The sequence below is a fragment of the Bacillus sp. EB01 genome, from assembly GCF_000613125.1.
Lineage (GTDB): Bacteria > Bacillota > Bacilli > Bacillales > Cytobacillaceae > Bacillus_D.
This window is the reverse complement of record NZ_HG964497.1, coordinates 5231300-5248143: the sequence shown is the minus strand read 5'-3', so window position 1 is coordinate 5248143 and position 16844 is coordinate 5231300. Positions and strand designations below refer to the sequence as shown.

Genomic DNA, 16844 nt, shown 5'->3' with positions numbered 1-16844 from the left:
GGAGGATATTTATGATTGCACAGCCTGAAACGAAAATTTCCGATAAGGCGCTAAAGGTTTGGAGGATTTCGGGCGGGATTGTAGCTGCTATTGCCTGGTCAATCATGGCTGGAGTCGCGTCACTTTTTTTTATTTTTGATTGGCCGCTGTGGATTCTGGGTCTGCTTGCATTGCTTGAGGCTATACATACAATTCTGTCAGTTACCGTATTCCCCGGAGTTCGTTGGCGTCGGTGGCGCTATGAGGTCCGCGAGCAGGAAATTGAACTCCAGCAAGGGATATTTGTCATTCAGCGCACGTTAATTCCAATGGTCCGCGTCCAGCATGTTGACACATTTCAAGGGCCGCTGCTTCGGAAATACAATCTTGCAACTGTGATGATCTCGACCGCTGCAACAACCCATGAAATTCCCGCCCTCGAAGAAGAGGAGGCGGAAAGATTGAGAATTCAAATATCCAAGCTGGCAAGGGTGGCCGATGATGATGTTTGAACCGAAACGGCTGCACCCGGCAGCCGCAGTGATAAACTCAATTAAGCAATTAAAGGAGCTTGTCGTGCCGGCTGCCGCCTTTCTTATATTTGGCTCTGGAGGGGATAGGCGGAGCTTGTTTTTTGTTAGCCTTGCCATTGTCGGCATACTCATTGCGCTTATCTCCGGAATCCTGACTTGGCTCCGATTCACCTATCGAATAGAGGATAATGAACTGCGGCTTGAATTTGGAGTCGTTGTCAAAAAGAAACGATACATCCCTCTCGAGAGGATTCAGAGCATAGATCGTTCTGAGGGCATCATGCACCGTCCATTTGGTTTGGTGCAGCTGAAAATTGAAACAGCTGGAGGCGGGGCTGGAAGCGACTCGACCGAGGCGAGTCTTACTGCTATAACAAGGGAAGAAGCCGCGCGTTTGGAGGATGTTATTTTTTCCGGGAGAAATTTGGCGCGGGATCAAGGGGGAGAAGAACCAGCCAGGGAGGACTACCCGATTTATAAGCTATCCCCATACCTCCTCTTCATTATGGCCTCCACATCTGGTGGAGTGGGAGTTGTGATTTCCGCTGTTCTTGCATTCCTGACCCAGTTTGATGAATTCATACCATATAAACAAGTTTTTAGCGGATTTGAAACAATAGTGGAAAGCGGGATTGTGTTTGTTTCCATTCTCATTTTTATGGGTTTTCTGATTGCATGGGTATTGGCAATTGCAGGTACGATGATTAAGTATGGAAATTACAAGGTTGAAAAAACGGGTGATGACTTAATCATTTCACGCGGATTGCTGGAAAAAAGAAAAATTACGATCCCTCTAAAGAGAATTCAAGCCATTCAAATTACCCAGAATCCTCTGCGGGAAATGCTTGGTTATGCCGCGGTACATGTGGAAAGTGCAGGTGGTTCAGCTATCGATAAGGATAGGGCAAGAGTCCTTCTTTTACCGCTTATAAAGGTGAGTGAAGTCTCATCGGTTCTATCTGGGCATCTTCCGGCGTATCAGTTTAAAACTACGCTTGTCCCGGTTCCGAAAAGGGCGTTAAGCCGTTATATGTTAAGAAACTTATTGATAACCATGCCCGTTGCGGCAGTTATGGTTTTCTTTTTCCGGCCATGGGGGTATACTGCCTTGTTGCTCCCTATTCTCGGTACAGTTTGGGCATATAGCTGCTATCGGGCAGCCGGCTGGGGGATTGATGGTGGACAGCTAAGCTTCCGTTTTAGAAACCTAGCTAAAGTTACCGTATTTATGACGAAAAACAAAATACAATCGCTGGATTTACGGGAAAGTTATTTTCAAAAAAGAAAAAAGCTTGCCCGGGTGCAAGCATATGCGAAGTCGGGTGCCGGTACAGCCGGGGGCAGTGTGCAGGATGTGGATGCCGAAGATGCTCTTTTTATATACAACTGGTATTCCAAGGAACAGACAAAGCAATGATTGGTTGAGTGCCAACGAAAAAGAAAGGCCGTCTTAGATGACGAGGACGGCCAAATCTTTATTTTTTAGCAGCACCACCGAGCAGGAATCCGGCTAAGAGGCCAAACAAGTGGGCAGTAATGTTAATGTTGGACTGAAAAAAGGTCATGATAACGGAGATGGCGGCGATTGTGAGGATTACTTGGCTGTCTTCTTTGGACATTCTGCCTTTGCGGAGCAGAACAACAGCTACGTAGTAACCAAACAAACCAAATATTGCCCCGCTTGAACCGACGTGGCTAAATGACAAAGGCTCAAGGATGAATGTTGCAATATTGGCTGCAACTCCAGAAAGTAAATACACGAGGGTAAACTTCCCACGTCCAAGCATCCGTTCAAGGCCAGGGCCAAACAAAACGAGTGAAAAGCTGTTGAACAGAAGGTGCGGAAACCCTCCATGCATAAAAATCGGGGTTATGAGCCTCCACCATTCTCCCTCAGCGATGTACAAGTTAACGCCTGTTAAGCGTTCCATGATTAAATAGTTCGGTAAAAACGGCAAGACCGTCGCGAGATAAAAAACAAGATTAAAAGCAATAATTGCTGAAACAATTGGATAAAAACGAATAAATTGGCCAAGGCTTTCAGTCCTTGTGAACATTGGGAACCCTCCTTTATGGGCGAGGCTTTTGGAATGTTTAATATTTAAGGCAAATCTTATTTCTATCATAGCGGTTTCCAATAGGTAAAATCCAACTCAGACTATTGCTATGCGAACAAATTCTTGATTAGAAGGATGTAAATCATGATTAAAGGGATAGGAATCGATTTAATTGAGATTGACAGAATAAAAAAACTGGCGGAGAGGCAATTAAGGTTTCCTGATAGGGTCTTGACACCAGTGGAAAAGGATATGTACTTGAACTTGCCGGAAAGAAGGCGGGTCGAGTTTCTGGCAGGCAGGTTTGCTGCAAAGGAAGCTTTTTCGAAAGCGAATGGAACAGGAATTGGCGAGATCCTTTCCTTTCATGATATTGAAATCGGGAAGGATTCCAACGGAAAACCTTTTTTTTTGAAGCCTGATGGGGTCCGCGCTCATCTTTCCATTTCCCATACGAAGCAGTATGCTACTGCCCAAGTTATCATTGAAGAAAACAACTTAGAACACTGACAATAGGCTTTTCCGGAAGGCTATTACAAGAAGAGAGCATTTTTCTTTTTAATGATAAGGCAAGCTATCATAAACCCCAAGGTTGTCTCATATATTCGTAATGACATAGGGAAGACGGGCTGTAGAGGCAAGTGAGCACCGAGGCCCTAACGAGTGAATAGACAATGAAGGGGTTGAAGGAATGAGGAGAAAAGTGTTGCTGCTGATGGCCGGGCTGTTGGCTTTACTAGTCCTGTCCGCTTGTGGCTCGAAGTCACAGGAATCTGTCCGCAAAGATTTGGAAGGAAAGCTCGAAGATTTATCCGGGTATAAGGTCAATGCAAAAATGACGCTTGCCATGGGGGCGAGCCCTCAGGTTTATGATGTGGAAATTTGGCATAAGGATCCTACTTACTACCGTGTGAATTTAAAAAACGCAAAGAAAGATCAAAGCCAAATGATACTCAGGAACGGGGAAGGTGTTTTCGTACTAACACCGGCTTTAAACAAGAGTTTCCGCTTCCAGAGCGATTGGCCAACGAACAGTAGCCAGGCTTATCTATATGAATCGTTAATTCAGGATATAATGAATGATAAAACGGCCAAATTCTCATCCACAAAAGAATATTATGTCTTTGAAACAAAAACCAGATATCAAAATAACCATATGCTCCCTCTGCAGGAAATTAAGCTGAATAAAAAAGACTTGTCACCAGCGGTTGTGAAGGTAATGGATTCTGACAGGAATGCATTGGTAACAGTCGAGTTTTCCAAGGTGAATTTCAAAGCGAACCTTAATAAAAAGGACTTTGATACACAGAAGAATATGACAAGAGCCCAGGTGGGCACGCCTGCGATGGCTGATGGTGATAATAAGGATACTTCCTTCATTGTAAAGCACCCATCAGCAGAAATTCCTGGTGTTTCACTGATAGAAGAGAAAGAATTGGCAATTGAAGATGGGAAGAGAGTAGTCTTAACGTTTGGCGGAGAAAAATCCTTCACGCTTATTCAGGAAAGGCGCTTAACTGAACCTGCGACTGTTTCCTATCCTGCGGATATGAACGGAGAGCCGGTCGACCTTGGATTTACAATTGGCGCTTTAACCAAACAATCAATCACCTGGAATCAGGATGGAATAGATTATATGATAGCCTCGAAGGATTTGACTGAAGCTGAAATGGTTTCCCTCGCCATGTCTGTACAAGGTGAGCTTGTAAAATAACTAAAAATTATTCACTTTCGGCAGGCCCATTATCCAGGGCCTGCCGCATTATTTCACACGCTTTCCAAAACCCGTAAAAACTGGCGGTATTTTTGAGTATTGGCCTGGCAGGGAGTATGATAAAATAAATGAATTGAAAAATGAACTAGATACACGCCAGGAAGTGAAATAATGGAAGAACAAGGTTTTTTTTATAGAGATACGTGGGCTGAAATAGATTTGGATGATATTTCTCAAAATGTTTCAGCTATAAAAGAACTATTTCCTACAGATGTTGAACTGATTGCTGTTGTCAAAGCCAATGCCTACGGACACGGTGATGTTCAGGTTGCCGAGACGGCCCTTAAAATAGGTGCAAGTTATTTGGCAGTGGCTTTTATGGACGAAGCACTTGCCCTCCGTAAAAAAGGAATAACATCACCAATTCTTATACTAGGAGCAACCCGCCCGGAAGATGTATCTATAGCTGCCAGCCAAAATCTTACTGTGACGGCATTCGATATGGAATGGCTGGAAAAAGCAGCTGATCATCTTGGGGACGATACGCTTTCTATCCATATAAAAGTGGATACGGGAATGGGCCGGCTGGGATTTAAAGACGAGGCATCCCTGAAAAAGGCAGAGGTATTTATTGAAAATGATCCGAGGCTTTTGTTCGAGGGGATATTCACTCATTTTGCGACCGCCGACGAAAATGATGATGACTATTTTAAGAAGCAGCTTCATAAATTTGAAGCGATGCTGGATATTCTTAGCCGCCAACCTCGCTATGTTCATGCTAGCAATAGTGCTGCGGGGATGAGATACCCAGCTGCCAGATTTAATGCAGTTCGATTAGGTATATCCATGTATGGTCTAACGCCATCACAGGAAATCAAGCCTGCCCTGCCTGTTCCTCTTCATCAATCATTCTCACTCCATTCCAGGCTTGTCCAGGTAAAGCAGATTCATAAGGGAGAAAAGGTCAGCTATGGAGCGACATATGAAGCTTCTGGTGATGAATGGATTGGAACAATACCCATTGGCTATGCTGATGGTTGGATCCGGAGGCTTCAAGGTCAGGAAGTCCTTGTGAATGGGCATAGGGCTCCGATTGTCGGAAGGATTTGCATGGACCAATGTATGGTGCGGCTTAAAGAGTACGTTCCTCCTGGTACGGCTGTTACGCTAATTGGGAAGCAAGGCAATGAGATTATTAGTATTGATGAAATAGCTGAAAAACTTGAGACAATCAATTATGAAGTTCCATGTATTATTTCCAATAGAGTGCCCAGGGTTTATAAAAAAGATGGAGAAATTGTGGGACTTCGCAACAATTTGCTTCGCTTATAGAGGAAGTATAATCACTATGAAGTGTATAAAAACCCAGTTTTTAAGCCGATACTAGCTTTGGATTATTAAATACGCTTTGCAAGCCTTGCGAAACGTGGTATCATTAAAACTGGTAGAAAATATGGCAACTTCTTGTCCGATATATAATGGCCGGAAATTGTCCGAATAAAAAGAGATGCTTGCCCGAGTGGTGAGTCCGAAACAAAAAATGGTCTGTATAGTGATGGTGGAGGTGTAGCTTGTGTCAGAGACTGGCGCAACAACGGAAATCCTGGTGAAATTACCGCAACATCTTTTAACCGAGTTGGACGGAATCGTCAAGCTTGAAAATGTAAATCGCAGTGAATTTATTTACCAGGCAACAAAGGCTTATCTACGCGAACGGAAAAAAAGACAAATTCGTGAAGCCATGAGGCGCGGTTACATGGAGATGGCCAAAATTAATTTGACGATTGCATCAGAAGCATTCCTCGCTGAATATGAGGCGGAACACACTGTTGAACGTCTTGTAAGCGGAGGATAATCCTTTGATTGTAAAACGTGGTGACGTTTATTTTGCAGACCTATCCCCAGTTGTCGGTTCTGAACAAGGCGGCGTCCGGCCGGTCCTTGTCATTCAAAACGACATTGGGAACCGGTTCAGTCCCACAGTAATCATTGCAGCAATCACGGCGCAAATCCAGAAAGCCAAGCTGCCGACCCATGTTGAAATCGATGCGAAACGCTATGGTTTTGAACGGGATTCCGTCATCCTGCTGGAGCAGATTCGGACAATTGATAAACAACGATTGACTGACAAAATCACCCATCTTGATGACGAAATGATGGAAAAAGTGGATGAAGCCTTGCAAATAAGCGTGGGTCTCATCGAATTTTAACAAAAATACGCTCTTATCGGAGCGTACTTTACATACCACCTCATCCGAATGATTCTGATCCAGGCAAGCCGAGACGGCTTGTCTTTTTATTTTTGGCTGTGTTAAAGGATATTATTGTTTTTAACAGAGTTGATTGTAGCGGACGGTGCGGAGACTCGTTCGAAAATGCAAAGACGCATTTTCTCCTGCCGTGTTTTTTCAGGGACGATTATTCAACGTCCTAACGAGAAAAGTCAGTGGGAGACTCCACTCATCTCTCGCCGAGGGGAAAGAGATGTGAAGGCGACTGCTCAGCTCCGACAAGCGCTGAAGGCGTGACGCGACCTCGAGCTGTAACAATCATCGCTTTTCCAAAGCCATGATTGTTACAAGATACTCAGGATGCTTAGTCAAGAAGAAAACTAGCTAGGAGCCACGGCAAGACAGGCTCCCAGGCCGCCCGTGGAAAGCGGAGAGGCTCGCGACAGGCAAAAACCGCCTGTCTCTGCGATGATTATTCATGGGAGCTTTCCTTTGTGGAGTGGAAATCAACACCGTTTGATTAATCGTTGGCAGGAGAATGAAATATACATAATTATTTTATTTAAAATGGTTTGCTTTTATCATAATCTGGGTAAAAGTAATAGTCTTGCTTTTGGGTAAACTCAAAAAGAGCCTTAATTTTAGATGGTACTTTTGTCAATCCGTTAGTTTGGAATTGACTGTTTAAAACTGTTATCATTTAATTAATAGTAGAACATTAACGGACAAATCATTTTTTGTGATTTTTTTAGGACACATGGTAGATAAATTGTCCTGAAATAGGGGAGGACCATAGTGGAGAACCTAATATTGGACTATGTGAATGAACAAAAGAACGAACTTGTGTATGAGTGGAGCGAAAGGATGAAAAACGAGGGAGACGAAAGAGTCTTGAAACTCGTTTCTGAGCATGTTTTCGCCTTAACAAGTTCTGAGTTCATAGATTTAATTGCTTCCAGCCTTCAGGGCTCTAAAGAAGAGTTTCAGAACAGGCTGATTGATTTTGCTGAAAAGGTGGTTAGGTTAGGCTGGCCGCTCCATTTTGTCATTGAGGGGATTAGGATTTTCAGCAAAATCGTTTTTGAAGGTATGGTTCAAAAAGGTTTTGTTACTGAAGACAATCAAATGAAGGTCGTATATACCTTCGATCGTTGGGTAAGCCCTCTTCAAAATGAAGTGGTAGATGTCTACTCCCGAACCTGGGAACGGACTGTTTCACTTCAAAAGATTGCCCTCCAGGAATTGTCCGCTCCACTGATTCCGGTATTTGAAGGTATAACGGTAATGCCACTTGTTGGAACAATTGATACAGAGCGGGCAAAGCAAATAATGGAAAATCTGTTGACCGGAGTGGTGAAACACAGATCGGAAGTTGTCTTAATCGATATAACTGGCGTGCCGGTGGTTGATACCATGGTTGCTCACCATATTATCCAGGCTGCTGAAGCCGTCCGTTTAGTGGGGGCAAAGTGTATGCTTTGCGGAATCAGGCCAGAAATAGCTCAAACGATTGTAAATTTGGGAATTGACCTTAATCAGTTCACGACAAAGAATACATTGAAAAAAGGCGTTGAGGCAGCGCTTGAACTTACAAATAGAAAAATAATAAAGGTGGAGGGTACAAAATGAGGATGAGGATACCGATATTAAAGCTGCATGACTGCCTGCTTGTTTCCATTCAGTGGGAGCTGGATGACCAGACAGCCCTCCAGTTCCAGGAAGACCTGCTCCATAAAATTCATGAAACAAGCGCAAATGGGGTTGTCATTGATATTACCTCGATTGATTTTATCGACTCTTTCATTGCCAAAGTTCTAGGCGATGTGATTAGCATGTCCAAACTGATGGGAGCCAAGGTCGTTATTACGGGGATTCAGCCTGCGGTTGCAATTACGCTGATTGAACTGGGTATTGGATTGGAAGATGTCCTGACGGCATTAGACTTAGAAAAAGGTTTGGAGAAATTACAACAGGAATTGGGGGATTAGCTAGATGGGCATCCAATCCTGTGTAAAAATCCTGAACGAATGGGACATTGTGGCAGCCCGTCAGCTCGGCCGTAATGTAGCCAAAGAGCTGGGGTTCGGCACAGTGGACCAGGCCAGAATCACCACTGCAATAAGTGAGCTGGCAAGAAATATCTATTTGTATGCTGGACAGGGGCAAATCTGTATAGAAAAAATATATGAGGGTTCTAAATCAGGCCTAAAAGTAATTGCTGTTGATAGCGGCCCGGGAATTAGTGATATCAGGCAGGTAATGGAAGATGGGTTTTCTACATCAGGCGGCCTGGGAGCCGGCCTTCCCGGTGTAAAGCGACTTATGGATGAATTCGACATTCTCTCGTCACCTGGCAAAGGAACGGATATTCGAGCAGTCAAATGGCTCCGATAGGAGGAGTGTGATGGGTTTGCAGGATAAAATGGAAGAAAAGTACCGGACTATTTTAATGGAATATTTAAAGGAACAGTCAGAGCAAACGCTGTATCAGGGGCAGAAGTTCACAAGGGAATTAATTGAGAAAAATATTTCTCCGGAAGAAATCGTCAGCCTTCATAAAAGTCTGCTGCTTGATCTCTATCCTGATGTTCCTGAAAGTATTGTCCATTCCTTTGATGTCCTGCTTGAAGTTATGGTTGGCTACGGCCTGGCGTATTCCGAGCATCAAAGTTTAAGGAGTAAGCAATTGGAATACCGAACCGAAATGGAAATTGCTGCAAATGTCCAGCAGACACTTCTTGGGACTTCCATCCCGAATGTTCCTGGTTTGGATATAGGGGCTTTGAGTGTTCCAGCAAGGCATATGAATGGGGATTACTTTCACTTTGTCCAGGATGATAATGGCTGTGTGAACGTAGCGATAGCGGATGTTATAGGGAAAGGAATTCCTGCAGCGCTATGCATGTCGATGATTAAATACGCAATGGATAGCCTTCCGGAAAATCGCCATGCGCCTCATATGGTGCTTGAAAGCCTGAACCGGGTTGTTGAACAGAATGTCGATCCAAGTATGTTTATAACAATGTTTTATGGTATGTATGACCCCGAATCACACACGTTTCATTTCTCATCCGCGGGCCATGAACCTGGATTTTACTATATTGCCGAAACAGACGAGTTTTTGGAGATGGAAGCGAAAGGCCTATTGCTGGGGATTGATAAAAAAACCAAGTACCAGCAGTTCGAGCAGAAGGTAAAACCGGGAGACATGATTATCCTCATGTCAGATGGCGTAACCGAATGCCGGACGGAGGAAGGGTTTCTTGAACGCGATGCATTGATTGGATACATAAGAAAATATATCCATATGGAAGCCCAAGAAATCGTAAATAATATATATAAGGACCTGGAGAGGCTTCAGGACTTCCAGCTCAGGGATGATTTTACATTAATCATTCTGAAAAGAAACGTTTAAGCTTGTTTTAAAAGGGTATAGTTTTAAGCGGTATAATAAATAGACAGGGGTGGGTCAAAATGAATATTAAACTTGATGTCAACGAATCCAGTGATTTTGTTGAAATATATGTAAGTGGTGAAATTGATGCATACACTGCACCAAAACTTCGTGAAGCTGTTTTTCCTCTATCTGAGAAAACTGGGGTAAAGATGGTAATCGATCTCTCAGAAGTATCCTATATGGATAGTACTGGATTAGGTGTAATTGTTGGTGTATTCAAATCGGTCAGAAGCCATGACGGCGAATTTAAGCTTGTGGGCTTATCCGAGCGGTTAAATAGATTGTTTGAAATTACGGGTCTGGCAGATATTATTGATATTAACAGCCAGATAGAGGGTGGAGTGCAATGAACCAGGCGTTTGACTATATTGAAATGAAGATTCCTGCCAAACCCGAATATGTTGGAGTCATCCGCCTAACACTCTCGGGAATTGCCAGCCGGATGGGTTTTTCATATGACGACTTGGAGGATTTGAAGATTGCTACTAGTGAGGCATGTACGAATGCTGTCCAGCACGCCTATAAAAACCATGAGCAGGGAGAGGTTATTGTCGGCTTTGGCCTATATTCTGACCGCCTTGAGGTAATGGTTGCTGATAGCGGCCAGAGCTTTGACTTTGAATCCGCCCGAAAAGGCCTCGGACGATATGAAGATAATGATTCCGTAGAGTTTTTGCGTGAAGGAGGCTTGGGTCTCTACCTGATTGAAACCTTAATGGATGAAGTCAGGATTCACCACAAGGAAGGTGTTACCGTCTTCATGACGAAATACCTTGAAGGAGAGCAGGTGGAGACGGATGTCGAAACAATCTCAACCTAACTCTTCCAGCAAACAGGAAGTAAATGAGCTCATTAAAGCGTACCAGTTATATCAGGATGAGAGTGCGCAGGACCAATTAGTAATCCATTATAAAAATCTTGTTGAAACCATTGCCCGGAAATACTCGAAAGGCCGATCCTTTCATGAAGATATCTTCCAGGTGGGAATGATAGGCCTGCTTGGTGCAATCAGGAGATATGATGAGACTTTCGGAAAAAGCTTTGAAGCATTTGCTGTCCCGACAATAATTGGAGAAATCAAACGGTTCCTACGGGATAAAACATGGAGTGTCCATGTCCCAAGAAGGATAAAGGAACTTGGCCCAAAAATAAAAACAACGGTTGAAGAATTGACAACTCAGTTGCACCGCTCGCCTAAGGTAATTGAAATCGCTGAAGCGCTTGAAGTGTCAGAGGAAGAAGTACCGGAAGCGATGGAAATGGGCAAAAGCTATCAAGCGTTGTCGGTAGATCACTCCATTGAGGCTGATTCTGACGGAGGTACAGTTACACTGCTCGACATTGTAGGCAATGTTGATGAGGGATATGAAAGGATAAACCAGCGATTGGTCCTTGAAAAAGTTCTTCATGTTCTGAATGATCGAGAAAAGAAAATCATTCAATATACGTACCTTGAAAATATGAGCCAAAAAGATGCTGGCGATAAACTTGGCATTTCTCAAATGCATGTTTCCCGACTGCAAAGAAGAGCTATTAAGAAACTGCAGGAAGCCATTAATTCGGAGACCAATAATTCGGAGTGTCTTTCATGAACGATCATCTTGTGAAAAACAACATTGAAGTTTATGCATACCAGACAGCCAAGGAAGGAAAGGCGTACTGCGGAGACAGCTATTACTTTGTGGCCACAGATGACTATTTCGTTTGTGTGCTTGCAGACGGGCTTGGTAGTGGGGAGTACGCCTATGAAGCGTCAAATGCTGTTGTTGTGGCAGTTGAACAAAATCATCATGAAGATGTAGAAACTTTAATGAAATTTTGCAATGATGCTCTTATAAACAAAAGGGGAGCGGCTGTCTCTGTATTGAAGGTATACTTTCATGCGAGGGAGTTTGTCTACAGCTGTGTCGGCAATATCCGATTCTTCCTTTATTCTTCGAAAGGGAAGTTGACATATCCCTTGCCAGTGACAGGCTATTTGTCCGGAAAACGGCAAACTTATCATACTCAGCGCTTTTCTTATGATCCCCATTCCAAATTCTTAATTTTCTCAGATGGTTATGAGTTCCAGGGGGTAAAGGGCATGCTGAAAGGTCTATTCCCTGTTGCGATGATTGCCGAAGAAATTAAACGCAAGTATACAAATAAAACAGATGACGCTACCTTTATTATTGGAAGCCTGCACTAAGCAGGTTTCCTTTTTTAGTTGTGTAATAGCATCGTGGCTCTTTAAAAAAGCTTAATTCCGTTTGAACTTAATGTGCTTTTCGGTGTGGCTTTTGATGGAATAGGAGGGAGCTTAAGAATTTGATACAATAAGGAAGTAAGCCAGATGAGTGGAGGAATGCATTGGTGAACGAAATATTATCAAAGCAGGATGAACTAGCAAAACGCATAGCTAAAGAACAAGGGATCGCCTATAAGCAAGTACATAATGTAATGTCCATGGTCAATGAGGGAAATACTGTTCCGTTTATTGCCCGTTATCGTAAAGAGCAAACAGGTTCCCTTGATGAAGTTCAAATTCGGGACATATTGGATAGATGGCATTACTTACAGAGCCTTGCACAAAGAAAAGAAGAAATCCTTCGTTCGATTTCCGAGCAAGGAAAGCTAACGGATGAGTTGTCTGAACAAATCAATAAAGCAGTGAAGCTTCAGGAACTGGAAGACCTATACAGACCATATAAACAAAAACGCCGGACCAAGGCAACTGTTGCAAAAGAAAGAGGGCTAGAACCTTTTGCTGACTGGCTCCTGACTTTCTCTAAAGAATCAGTTGAGGAAAAGGCGCAAGGCTTTGTTTCAGAAGAAAAAGGTGTGAATTCAGTAGAAGAAGCAATTGCCGGAGCTAAGGATATTATTGCTGAACGGGTATCTGATGATGCTGAAAGCAGAAAATGGATTCGCAAGGAAACCTTTAAGTCGGGAGTTGTTACATCCTCTGTGAAAGATGCGGACAAGGATGAGAAAAAGGTTTATGAAATGTATTATGAGTATGAGGAGCCAGCCGGGAAAATAGTACCACACCGAATCTTGGCTCTAAATCGTGGAGAGAAAGATGATATACTCCGTATTTCTATTAAGGTCAACTCCGATACCATCTTAAATTATTTGGCCAGAAAATGGATCCTTAAAACCTATTCTCCTGCTGCTCCTGTTGTTCGTGAAGCAATTGATGATGCATACAAAAGGCTCATTCAACCATCAATTGAACGCGAAATTAGGAATGAGCTAACGGAGAAGGGTGAAGAACAAGCCATCCATATTTTTGCTGAAAACCTTAGGAAACTTCTGCTTCAGCCGCCCCTAAGAGGACGGGTTGTACTTGCTGTTGACCCAGCCTACAGGACAGGATGCAAACTTGCGGTAATTGATGAGACGGGAAAGGTACTGAAGATTGATGTAATTTATCCGCATCCTCCTGTAGCCAAACGACGGGAGGCCCATGAAAAGTTTGTTGCCATTCTTGAGGAATATTCTGTTCAAATGGTCGCAATTGGGAATGGAACAGCATCGAGGGAAACCGAGCAATTTGTTGCTGATATCTTAAAGGAATTAAAACGGGACATCTTCTATTTAATTGTAAATGAGGCGGGAGCGAGTGTATATTCCGCCTCCGACCTGGCCCGTGAGGAATTTCCGCACTTGCAGGTTGAGGAAAGAAGTGCTGTTTCAATCGGCAGGCGACTTCAAGATCCGCTTGCCGAGCTGGTTAAAATTGATCCTAAATCCGTGGGGGTTGGACAGTACCAGCATGATGTATCGCAAAAAAGGCTTTCTGAATCGCTCCATTTTGTTGTGGAAACAGCAGTAAACCAAGTAGGGGTAAATGTAAATACCGCCTCGGTTTCACTCCTTCAGTATGTATCAGGGCTAACCAAAACAACTGCGGGGAACATTGTCAAGAAGCGGGAAGAGGAAGGGAAATTCACAAATCGTAATGAACTAAAGAAAATCCCGCGCCTCGGTTCGAAGACCTATGAACAGGCCATTGGGTTCCTAAGAATTATTGACGGAACAGAACCATTGGACCGAACAGGAATTCATCCGGAGAATTATCAAGTTGTAAAACAATTGCTAAGAAGCCTTGGATTTACATCTGAGGATTTGGGTAGCGAGCACTTGCGGACATCTTTAAGCGGGTTAAATATTGTCCAGCTTGCCCAGGAACTTTCTATCGGGGAAATCACATTAAAAGATATTATCGATGCGCTCGTGCGCCCAGAGAGAGACCCGCGTGATGAAATGGACGCGCCGTTGCTGAAAAAGGATGTCCTGAGATTAGAAGATCTAAAACCTGGTATGGAGCTGCAAGGGACGGTCCGGAATGTAGTGGACTTTGGTGCGTTCGTGGATATAGGTGTAAAACAAGATGGTCTCGTTCACATTAGCAAGCTGAAAAAACAATTCGTTAAACATCCGCTCGACGTTGTTTCAGTTGGGGATGTAGTGACGGTTTGGGTGGATTCTATCGATAAGCAAAAGGGCCGGGTCTCTCTTACGATGCTTGGGGCGGAATAATAGCCTCGAGGCAAAATAATAGTCAACGGCAAAAAGCCATTAACTTAACGGGGCGTGCCTGATGGGCACGTCTTTCTTTTATAGGTGGAAATTATAGATTTCTCGACTGTGTTTACTTTTATTATTGGGCGTGTCTAAGTCTAGTTACACAAAGCTTCCTCGAAAAAGCATCGCACGGAATTGCGCAGTAGCGTAATGAGGAGCGCCTACGCATGCGCAGATTCAAACCTCGCCCTACGATAAGTCATCATCAAACGCTTAAGCTCTTCGTAATTCCTTTATCATATTTGTATGGTGATGAACGAGGCGCTTGCGCTTTTGTTCATTTCTATAATGCCTTTAAGCCGGGTTGTTTTTTCTATAAAAAAACCAGCATTGATTCAGGAGTTTGATTTGGTAGCGGTTTTTTTCATAAAATGCCCGCCTCATTCTGTTCTGAAACCAAGTTGGCATTGGATTCCCTCCCGTCGCTCACGGATTTCTGTATAGTATGATATAATAGGTTGTCATGTTCATCGAAAGTGGGGCTAGAGGCAGGCATGGAAAATCATGAACTTCAAAACCTTACTGAAACGTTGTCTCTTCAACATTTCGGTATTCCCTTTAAGCATAAGGCTGTATTTAATCCAAGGCTAAAAACGACTGGCGGCCGGTATTTGCTTAAGTCACATAATATCGAAATTAACAAAAAGTATTTGGAGCAGTTGGGTTTTGATGAAATGGTGGGCATAATAAAACATGAACTTTGCCATTATCATCTCCATTTAAGAGGGTTGGGATATCAACATAAGGATCCTGAATTTAAAGCATTGTTAAAACAGGTAGATGCCCCCCGGTTTTGCGGACAGCTGCCTGAGAATCAGGAAAAGAGGAGCAACAGAAAAGTTCTTATTTATGAATGTTCTTCTTGTGGGGCAACCTATCAAAGGAAGCGGGCATTAAATACTTCAAGGTATGTATGTGGTAAATGTCGCGGAAAGCTACTTAAAATTAAAGAAATCCGCATTGAGCAGTGAATGGAAATACCGGAAAAATTTAATGCTGAGTTCTTCTTGACATTGGGCTGGACCGTCATTATAATGTAAAGAGTCGACAGGAGATGTTGACTTGAAAAATTAATATTTTTAAACTTATTCCGCAGTAGCTCAGTGGTAGAGCAATCGGCTGTTAACCGATCGGTCGTAGGTTCGAGTCCTACCTGCGGAGCCATTTTTTGGGGAAGTACTCAAGAGGCTGAAGAGGCGCCCCTGCTAAGGGTGTAGGTCGGGTAACCGGCGCGAGGGTTCAAATCCCTCCTTCTCCGCTCCTGTAAAATTATATGTATGGCCCCTTGGTCAAGCGGTTAAGACACCGCCCTTTCACGGCGGTAACACGGGTTCGAATCCCGTAGGGGTCATTGGTTTTTATTTTCATTGGGCTATAGCCAAGCGGTAAGGCAACGGACTTTGACTCCGTCATTCGTAGGTTCGAATCCTGCTAGCCCAGCCATTCTTTTTACCATTAATTCTGTTGTAGATTAGTGTTTTAGTTTGAGCCATTAGCTCAGTTGGTAGAGACGAGCAAGACGTCTGTGAATAGGCTTCGAGTTGCGGAGTAGGACGGAAGTTCTACGGAGCACAGGTTATAGCATAACCGAGTTTTCGGATATTTCTTAGTACGAGCCATTAGCTCAGTTGGTAGAGCATCTGACTTTTAATCAGAGGGTCGAAGGTTCGAGTCCTTCATGGCTCACCATTATATTTGCGGGTGTGGCGGAATTGGCAGACGCACCAGACTTAGGATCTGGCGCCGCAAGGCGTGGGGGTTCGACTCCCTTCACCCGCACCAATGTTTAAAAATACCAGTTGCAAAACAATTGGATACGTGATATTATAATGAATGTCGCTGTGAAACATGCGGTCGTGGCGGAATCGGCAGACGCGCTAGGTTGAGGGCCTAGTGGTGGCAACACCGTGGAGGTTCAAGTCCTCTCGGCCGCACCAAAAAGCTTCATTATCAACGCTGTAAAATGCGCCCGTAGCTCAATTGGATAGAGCGTCTGACTACGGATCAGAAGGTTATGGGTTCGACTCCTTTCGGGCGCGCCATATTACGGGAAGTAGCTCAGCTTGGTAGAGCACTTGGTTTGGGACCAAGGGGTCGCAGGTTCGAATCCTGTCTTCCCGACCATTTACAATCTTATATTATGCGGGTGTAGTTTAATGGTAAAACTCCAGCCTTCCAAGCTGATGTCGTGGGTTCGATTCCCATCACCCGCTCCAAATTGTTCTTTGAAAACTAAACAAACAAGCGTCAACAAACAATAATATTTTGATGGCTTCGGCCATCAGCCAACGTAACTTTATGAGC

19 protein-coding genes and 10 tRNA genes are annotated in these 16844 nt (G+C 43.7%); 27 read left to right on the top strand and 2 right to left on the bottom strand.

The features are described 5' to 3' along the window. The first annotated feature begins 11 nt into the window (after nt 1-11). Together TY16_RS24795 and TY16_RS24790 are read left to right on the top strand one after the other, a co-directional pair. Nucleotides 12-491, top strand: coding sequence for a PH domain-containing protein (locus TY16_RS24795; protein WP_043934361.1), 480 nt, complete (start codon nt 12-14; stop codon nt 489-491). Next, nucleotides 481-1929, top strand: coding sequence for a PH domain-containing protein (locus TY16_RS24790; protein ID WP_331281074.1), 1449 nt, complete (start codon nt 481-483; stop codon nt 1927-1929). The genes TY16_RS24795 and TY16_RS24790 overlap by 11 nt, the downstream gene beginning before the upstream one ends. Nucleotides 1930-1987: 58 nt before the next feature. Here TY16_RS24790 and TY16_RS24785 read toward each other — a convergent pair whose 3' ends face one another. After that, complete coding sequence (locus TY16_RS24785; RefSeq protein ID WP_043934360.1) at nt 1988-2569, bottom strand: rhomboid family intramembrane serine protease; 582 nt, start codon at nt 2567-2569, stop codon at nt 1988-1990. A gap of 144 nt (nt 2570-2713) precedes the next feature. Between TY16_RS24785 and acpS the strand changes: the two genes are divergently transcribed. The 14 genes from acpS (at nt 2714) to TY16_RS24715 (ending at nt 14495) form a co-directional block, all read left to right on the top strand. Next, a complete protein-coding gene (gene acpS, locus TY16_RS24780) occupies nt 2714-3079 on the top strand; it encodes a holo-ACP synthase (RefSeq protein ID WP_043934359.1) in 366 nt (121 codons plus the stop codon). Nucleotides 3080-3260: 181 nt separating this feature from the next. Beyond that, nucleotides 3261-4283, top strand: coding sequence for a LolA family protein (locus TY16_RS24775; RefSeq protein ID WP_043934358.1), 1023 nt, complete (start codon nt 3261-3263; stop codon nt 4281-4283). Nucleotides 4284-4454: 171 nt separating this feature from the next. Beyond that, entirely contained in the window at nt 4455-5615 is a 1161-nt protein-coding gene (gene alr / locus TY16_RS24770; protein WP_043934357.1) for an alanine racemase, read from the top strand. 241 nt (nt 5616-5856) lie between these two features. Continuing rightward, nucleotides 5857-6138: a CopG family ribbon-helix-helix protein gene (locus tag TY16_RS24765; protein ID WP_043934356.1), complete on the top strand. Its 282-nt coding sequence runs from the start codon at nt 5857-5859 to the stop codon at nt 6136-6138. A gap of 4 nt (nt 6139-6142) precedes the next feature. Then, nucleotides 6143-6493, top strand: a complete 351-nt coding sequence (gene ndoA, locus TY16_RS24760; protein WP_043934355.1) for a type II toxin-antitoxin system endoribonuclease NdoA — start codon at nt 6143-6145, stop codon at nt 6491-6493. An 816-nt stretch (nt 6494-7309) separates the two neighbouring features. Further along, a complete protein-coding gene (locus TY16_RS24755) occupies nt 7310-8143 on the top strand; it encodes an RsbT co-antagonist protein RsbRA (RefSeq protein WP_043934354.1) in 834 nt (277 codons plus the stop codon). A 2-nt stretch (nt 8144-8145) separates the two neighbouring features. Beyond that, nucleotides 8146-8502: an STAS domain-containing protein gene (locus tag TY16_RS24750; RefSeq protein WP_027324001.1), complete on the top strand. Its 357-nt coding sequence runs from the start codon at nt 8146-8148 to the stop codon at nt 8500-8502. Nucleotides 8503-8506: 4 nt separating this feature from the next. Continuing rightward, entirely contained in the window at nt 8507-8908 is a 402-nt protein-coding gene (locus tag TY16_RS24745; protein ID WP_043934353.1) for an anti-sigma regulatory factor, read from the top strand. A 10-nt stretch (nt 8909-8918) separates the two neighbouring features. Continuing rightward, on the top strand, nt 8919-9929 hold the full coding sequence (locus TY16_RS24740) for a PP2C family protein-serine/threonine phosphatase (protein WP_043934352.1): 1011 nt from the start codon (nt 8919-8921) through the stop codon (nt 9927-9929). 59 nt (nt 9930-9988) lie between these two features. Beyond that, on the top strand, nt 9989-10321 hold the full coding sequence (locus TY16_RS24735) for an anti-sigma factor antagonist (RefSeq protein WP_043934351.1): 333 nt from the start codon (nt 9989-9991) through the stop codon (nt 10319-10321). After that, nucleotides 10318-10791, top strand: coding sequence for an anti-sigma B factor RsbW (gene rsbW / locus TY16_RS24730; RefSeq protein WP_043934350.1), 474 nt, complete (start codon nt 10318-10320; stop codon nt 10789-10791). Before TY16_RS24735 ends, rsbW begins: the two co-directional genes overlap by 4 nt. Then, nucleotides 10769-11563 (top strand): RNA polymerase sigma factor SigB, encoded by a 795-nt coding sequence (sigB, locus tag TY16_RS24725; RefSeq protein WP_043934349.1) that lies wholly within the window; start codon nt 10769-10771, stop codon nt 11561-11563. Before rsbW ends, sigB begins: the two co-directional genes overlap by 23 nt. Next, a complete protein-coding gene (locus TY16_RS24720; protein WP_043934348.1) occupies nt 11560-12159 on the top strand; it encodes a PP2C family serine/threonine-protein phosphatase in 600 nt (199 codons plus the stop codon). Before sigB ends, TY16_RS24720 begins: the two co-directional genes overlap by 4 nt. A 164-nt stretch (nt 12160-12323) precedes the next feature. Then, the gene (locus TY16_RS24715; RefSeq protein ID WP_043934965.1) at nt 12324-14495 is read left to right on the top strand and encodes a Tex family protein; all 2172 of its coding nucleotides are present in this window, start codon (nt 12324-12326) and stop codon (nt 14493-14495) included. Between the two features lie 339 nt (nt 14496-14834). On the opposite strand, the gene cmpA is transcribed toward TY16_RS24715, so the two are convergent. After that, a complete protein-coding gene (gene cmpA / locus TY16_RS26465; RefSeq protein WP_139070042.1) occupies nt 14835-14948 on the bottom strand; it encodes a cortex morphogenetic protein CmpA in 114 nt (37 codons plus the stop codon). A gap of 86 nt (nt 14949-15034) precedes the next feature. Here cmpA and TY16_RS24710 point away from each other — a divergent pair, with 86 nt between their 5' ends. The 11 genes from TY16_RS24710 (at nt 15035) to TY16_RS24660 (ending at nt 16756) form a co-directional block, all read left to right on the top strand. Beyond that, complete coding sequence (locus TY16_RS24710; RefSeq protein WP_043934347.1) at nt 15035-15511, top strand: SprT family protein; 477 nt, start codon at nt 15035-15037, stop codon at nt 15509-15511. A 118-nt stretch (nt 15512-15629) separates the two neighbouring features. Further along, nucleotides 15630-15704 (top strand) — tRNA-Asn (locus tag TY16_RS24705). A gap of 6 nt (nt 15705-15710) precedes the next feature. Further along, a tRNA-Ser gene (locus TY16_RS24700) sits at nt 15711-15798 on the top strand. 21 nt (nt 15799-15819) lie between these two features. Next, a tRNA-Glu gene (locus TY16_RS24695) sits at nt 15820-15891 on the top strand. A gap of 17 nt (nt 15892-15908) precedes the next feature. Beyond that, nucleotides 15909-15983 (top strand) — tRNA-Gln (locus TY16_RS24690). A gap of 170 nt (nt 15984-16153) precedes the next feature. Next, nucleotides 16154-16229 (top strand) — tRNA-Lys (locus TY16_RS24685). Nucleotides 16230-16237: 8 nt separating this feature from the next. Further along, nucleotides 16238-16322, top strand: a tRNA-Leu gene (locus TY16_RS24680). Between the two features lie 68 nt (nt 16323-16390). Then, nucleotides 16391-16477 (top strand) — tRNA-Leu (locus TY16_RS24675). 28 nt (nt 16478-16505) lie between these two features. Then, a tRNA-Arg gene (locus TY16_RS24670) sits at nt 16506-16582 on the top strand. Nucleotides 16583-16587: 5 nt separating this feature from the next. Then, nucleotides 16588-16664, top strand: a tRNA-Pro gene (locus TY16_RS24665). A gap of 18 nt (nt 16665-16682) precedes the next feature. Further along, nucleotides 16683-16756 (top strand) — tRNA-Gly (locus tag TY16_RS24660). Nucleotides 16757-16844 lie beyond the last annotated feature (88 nt).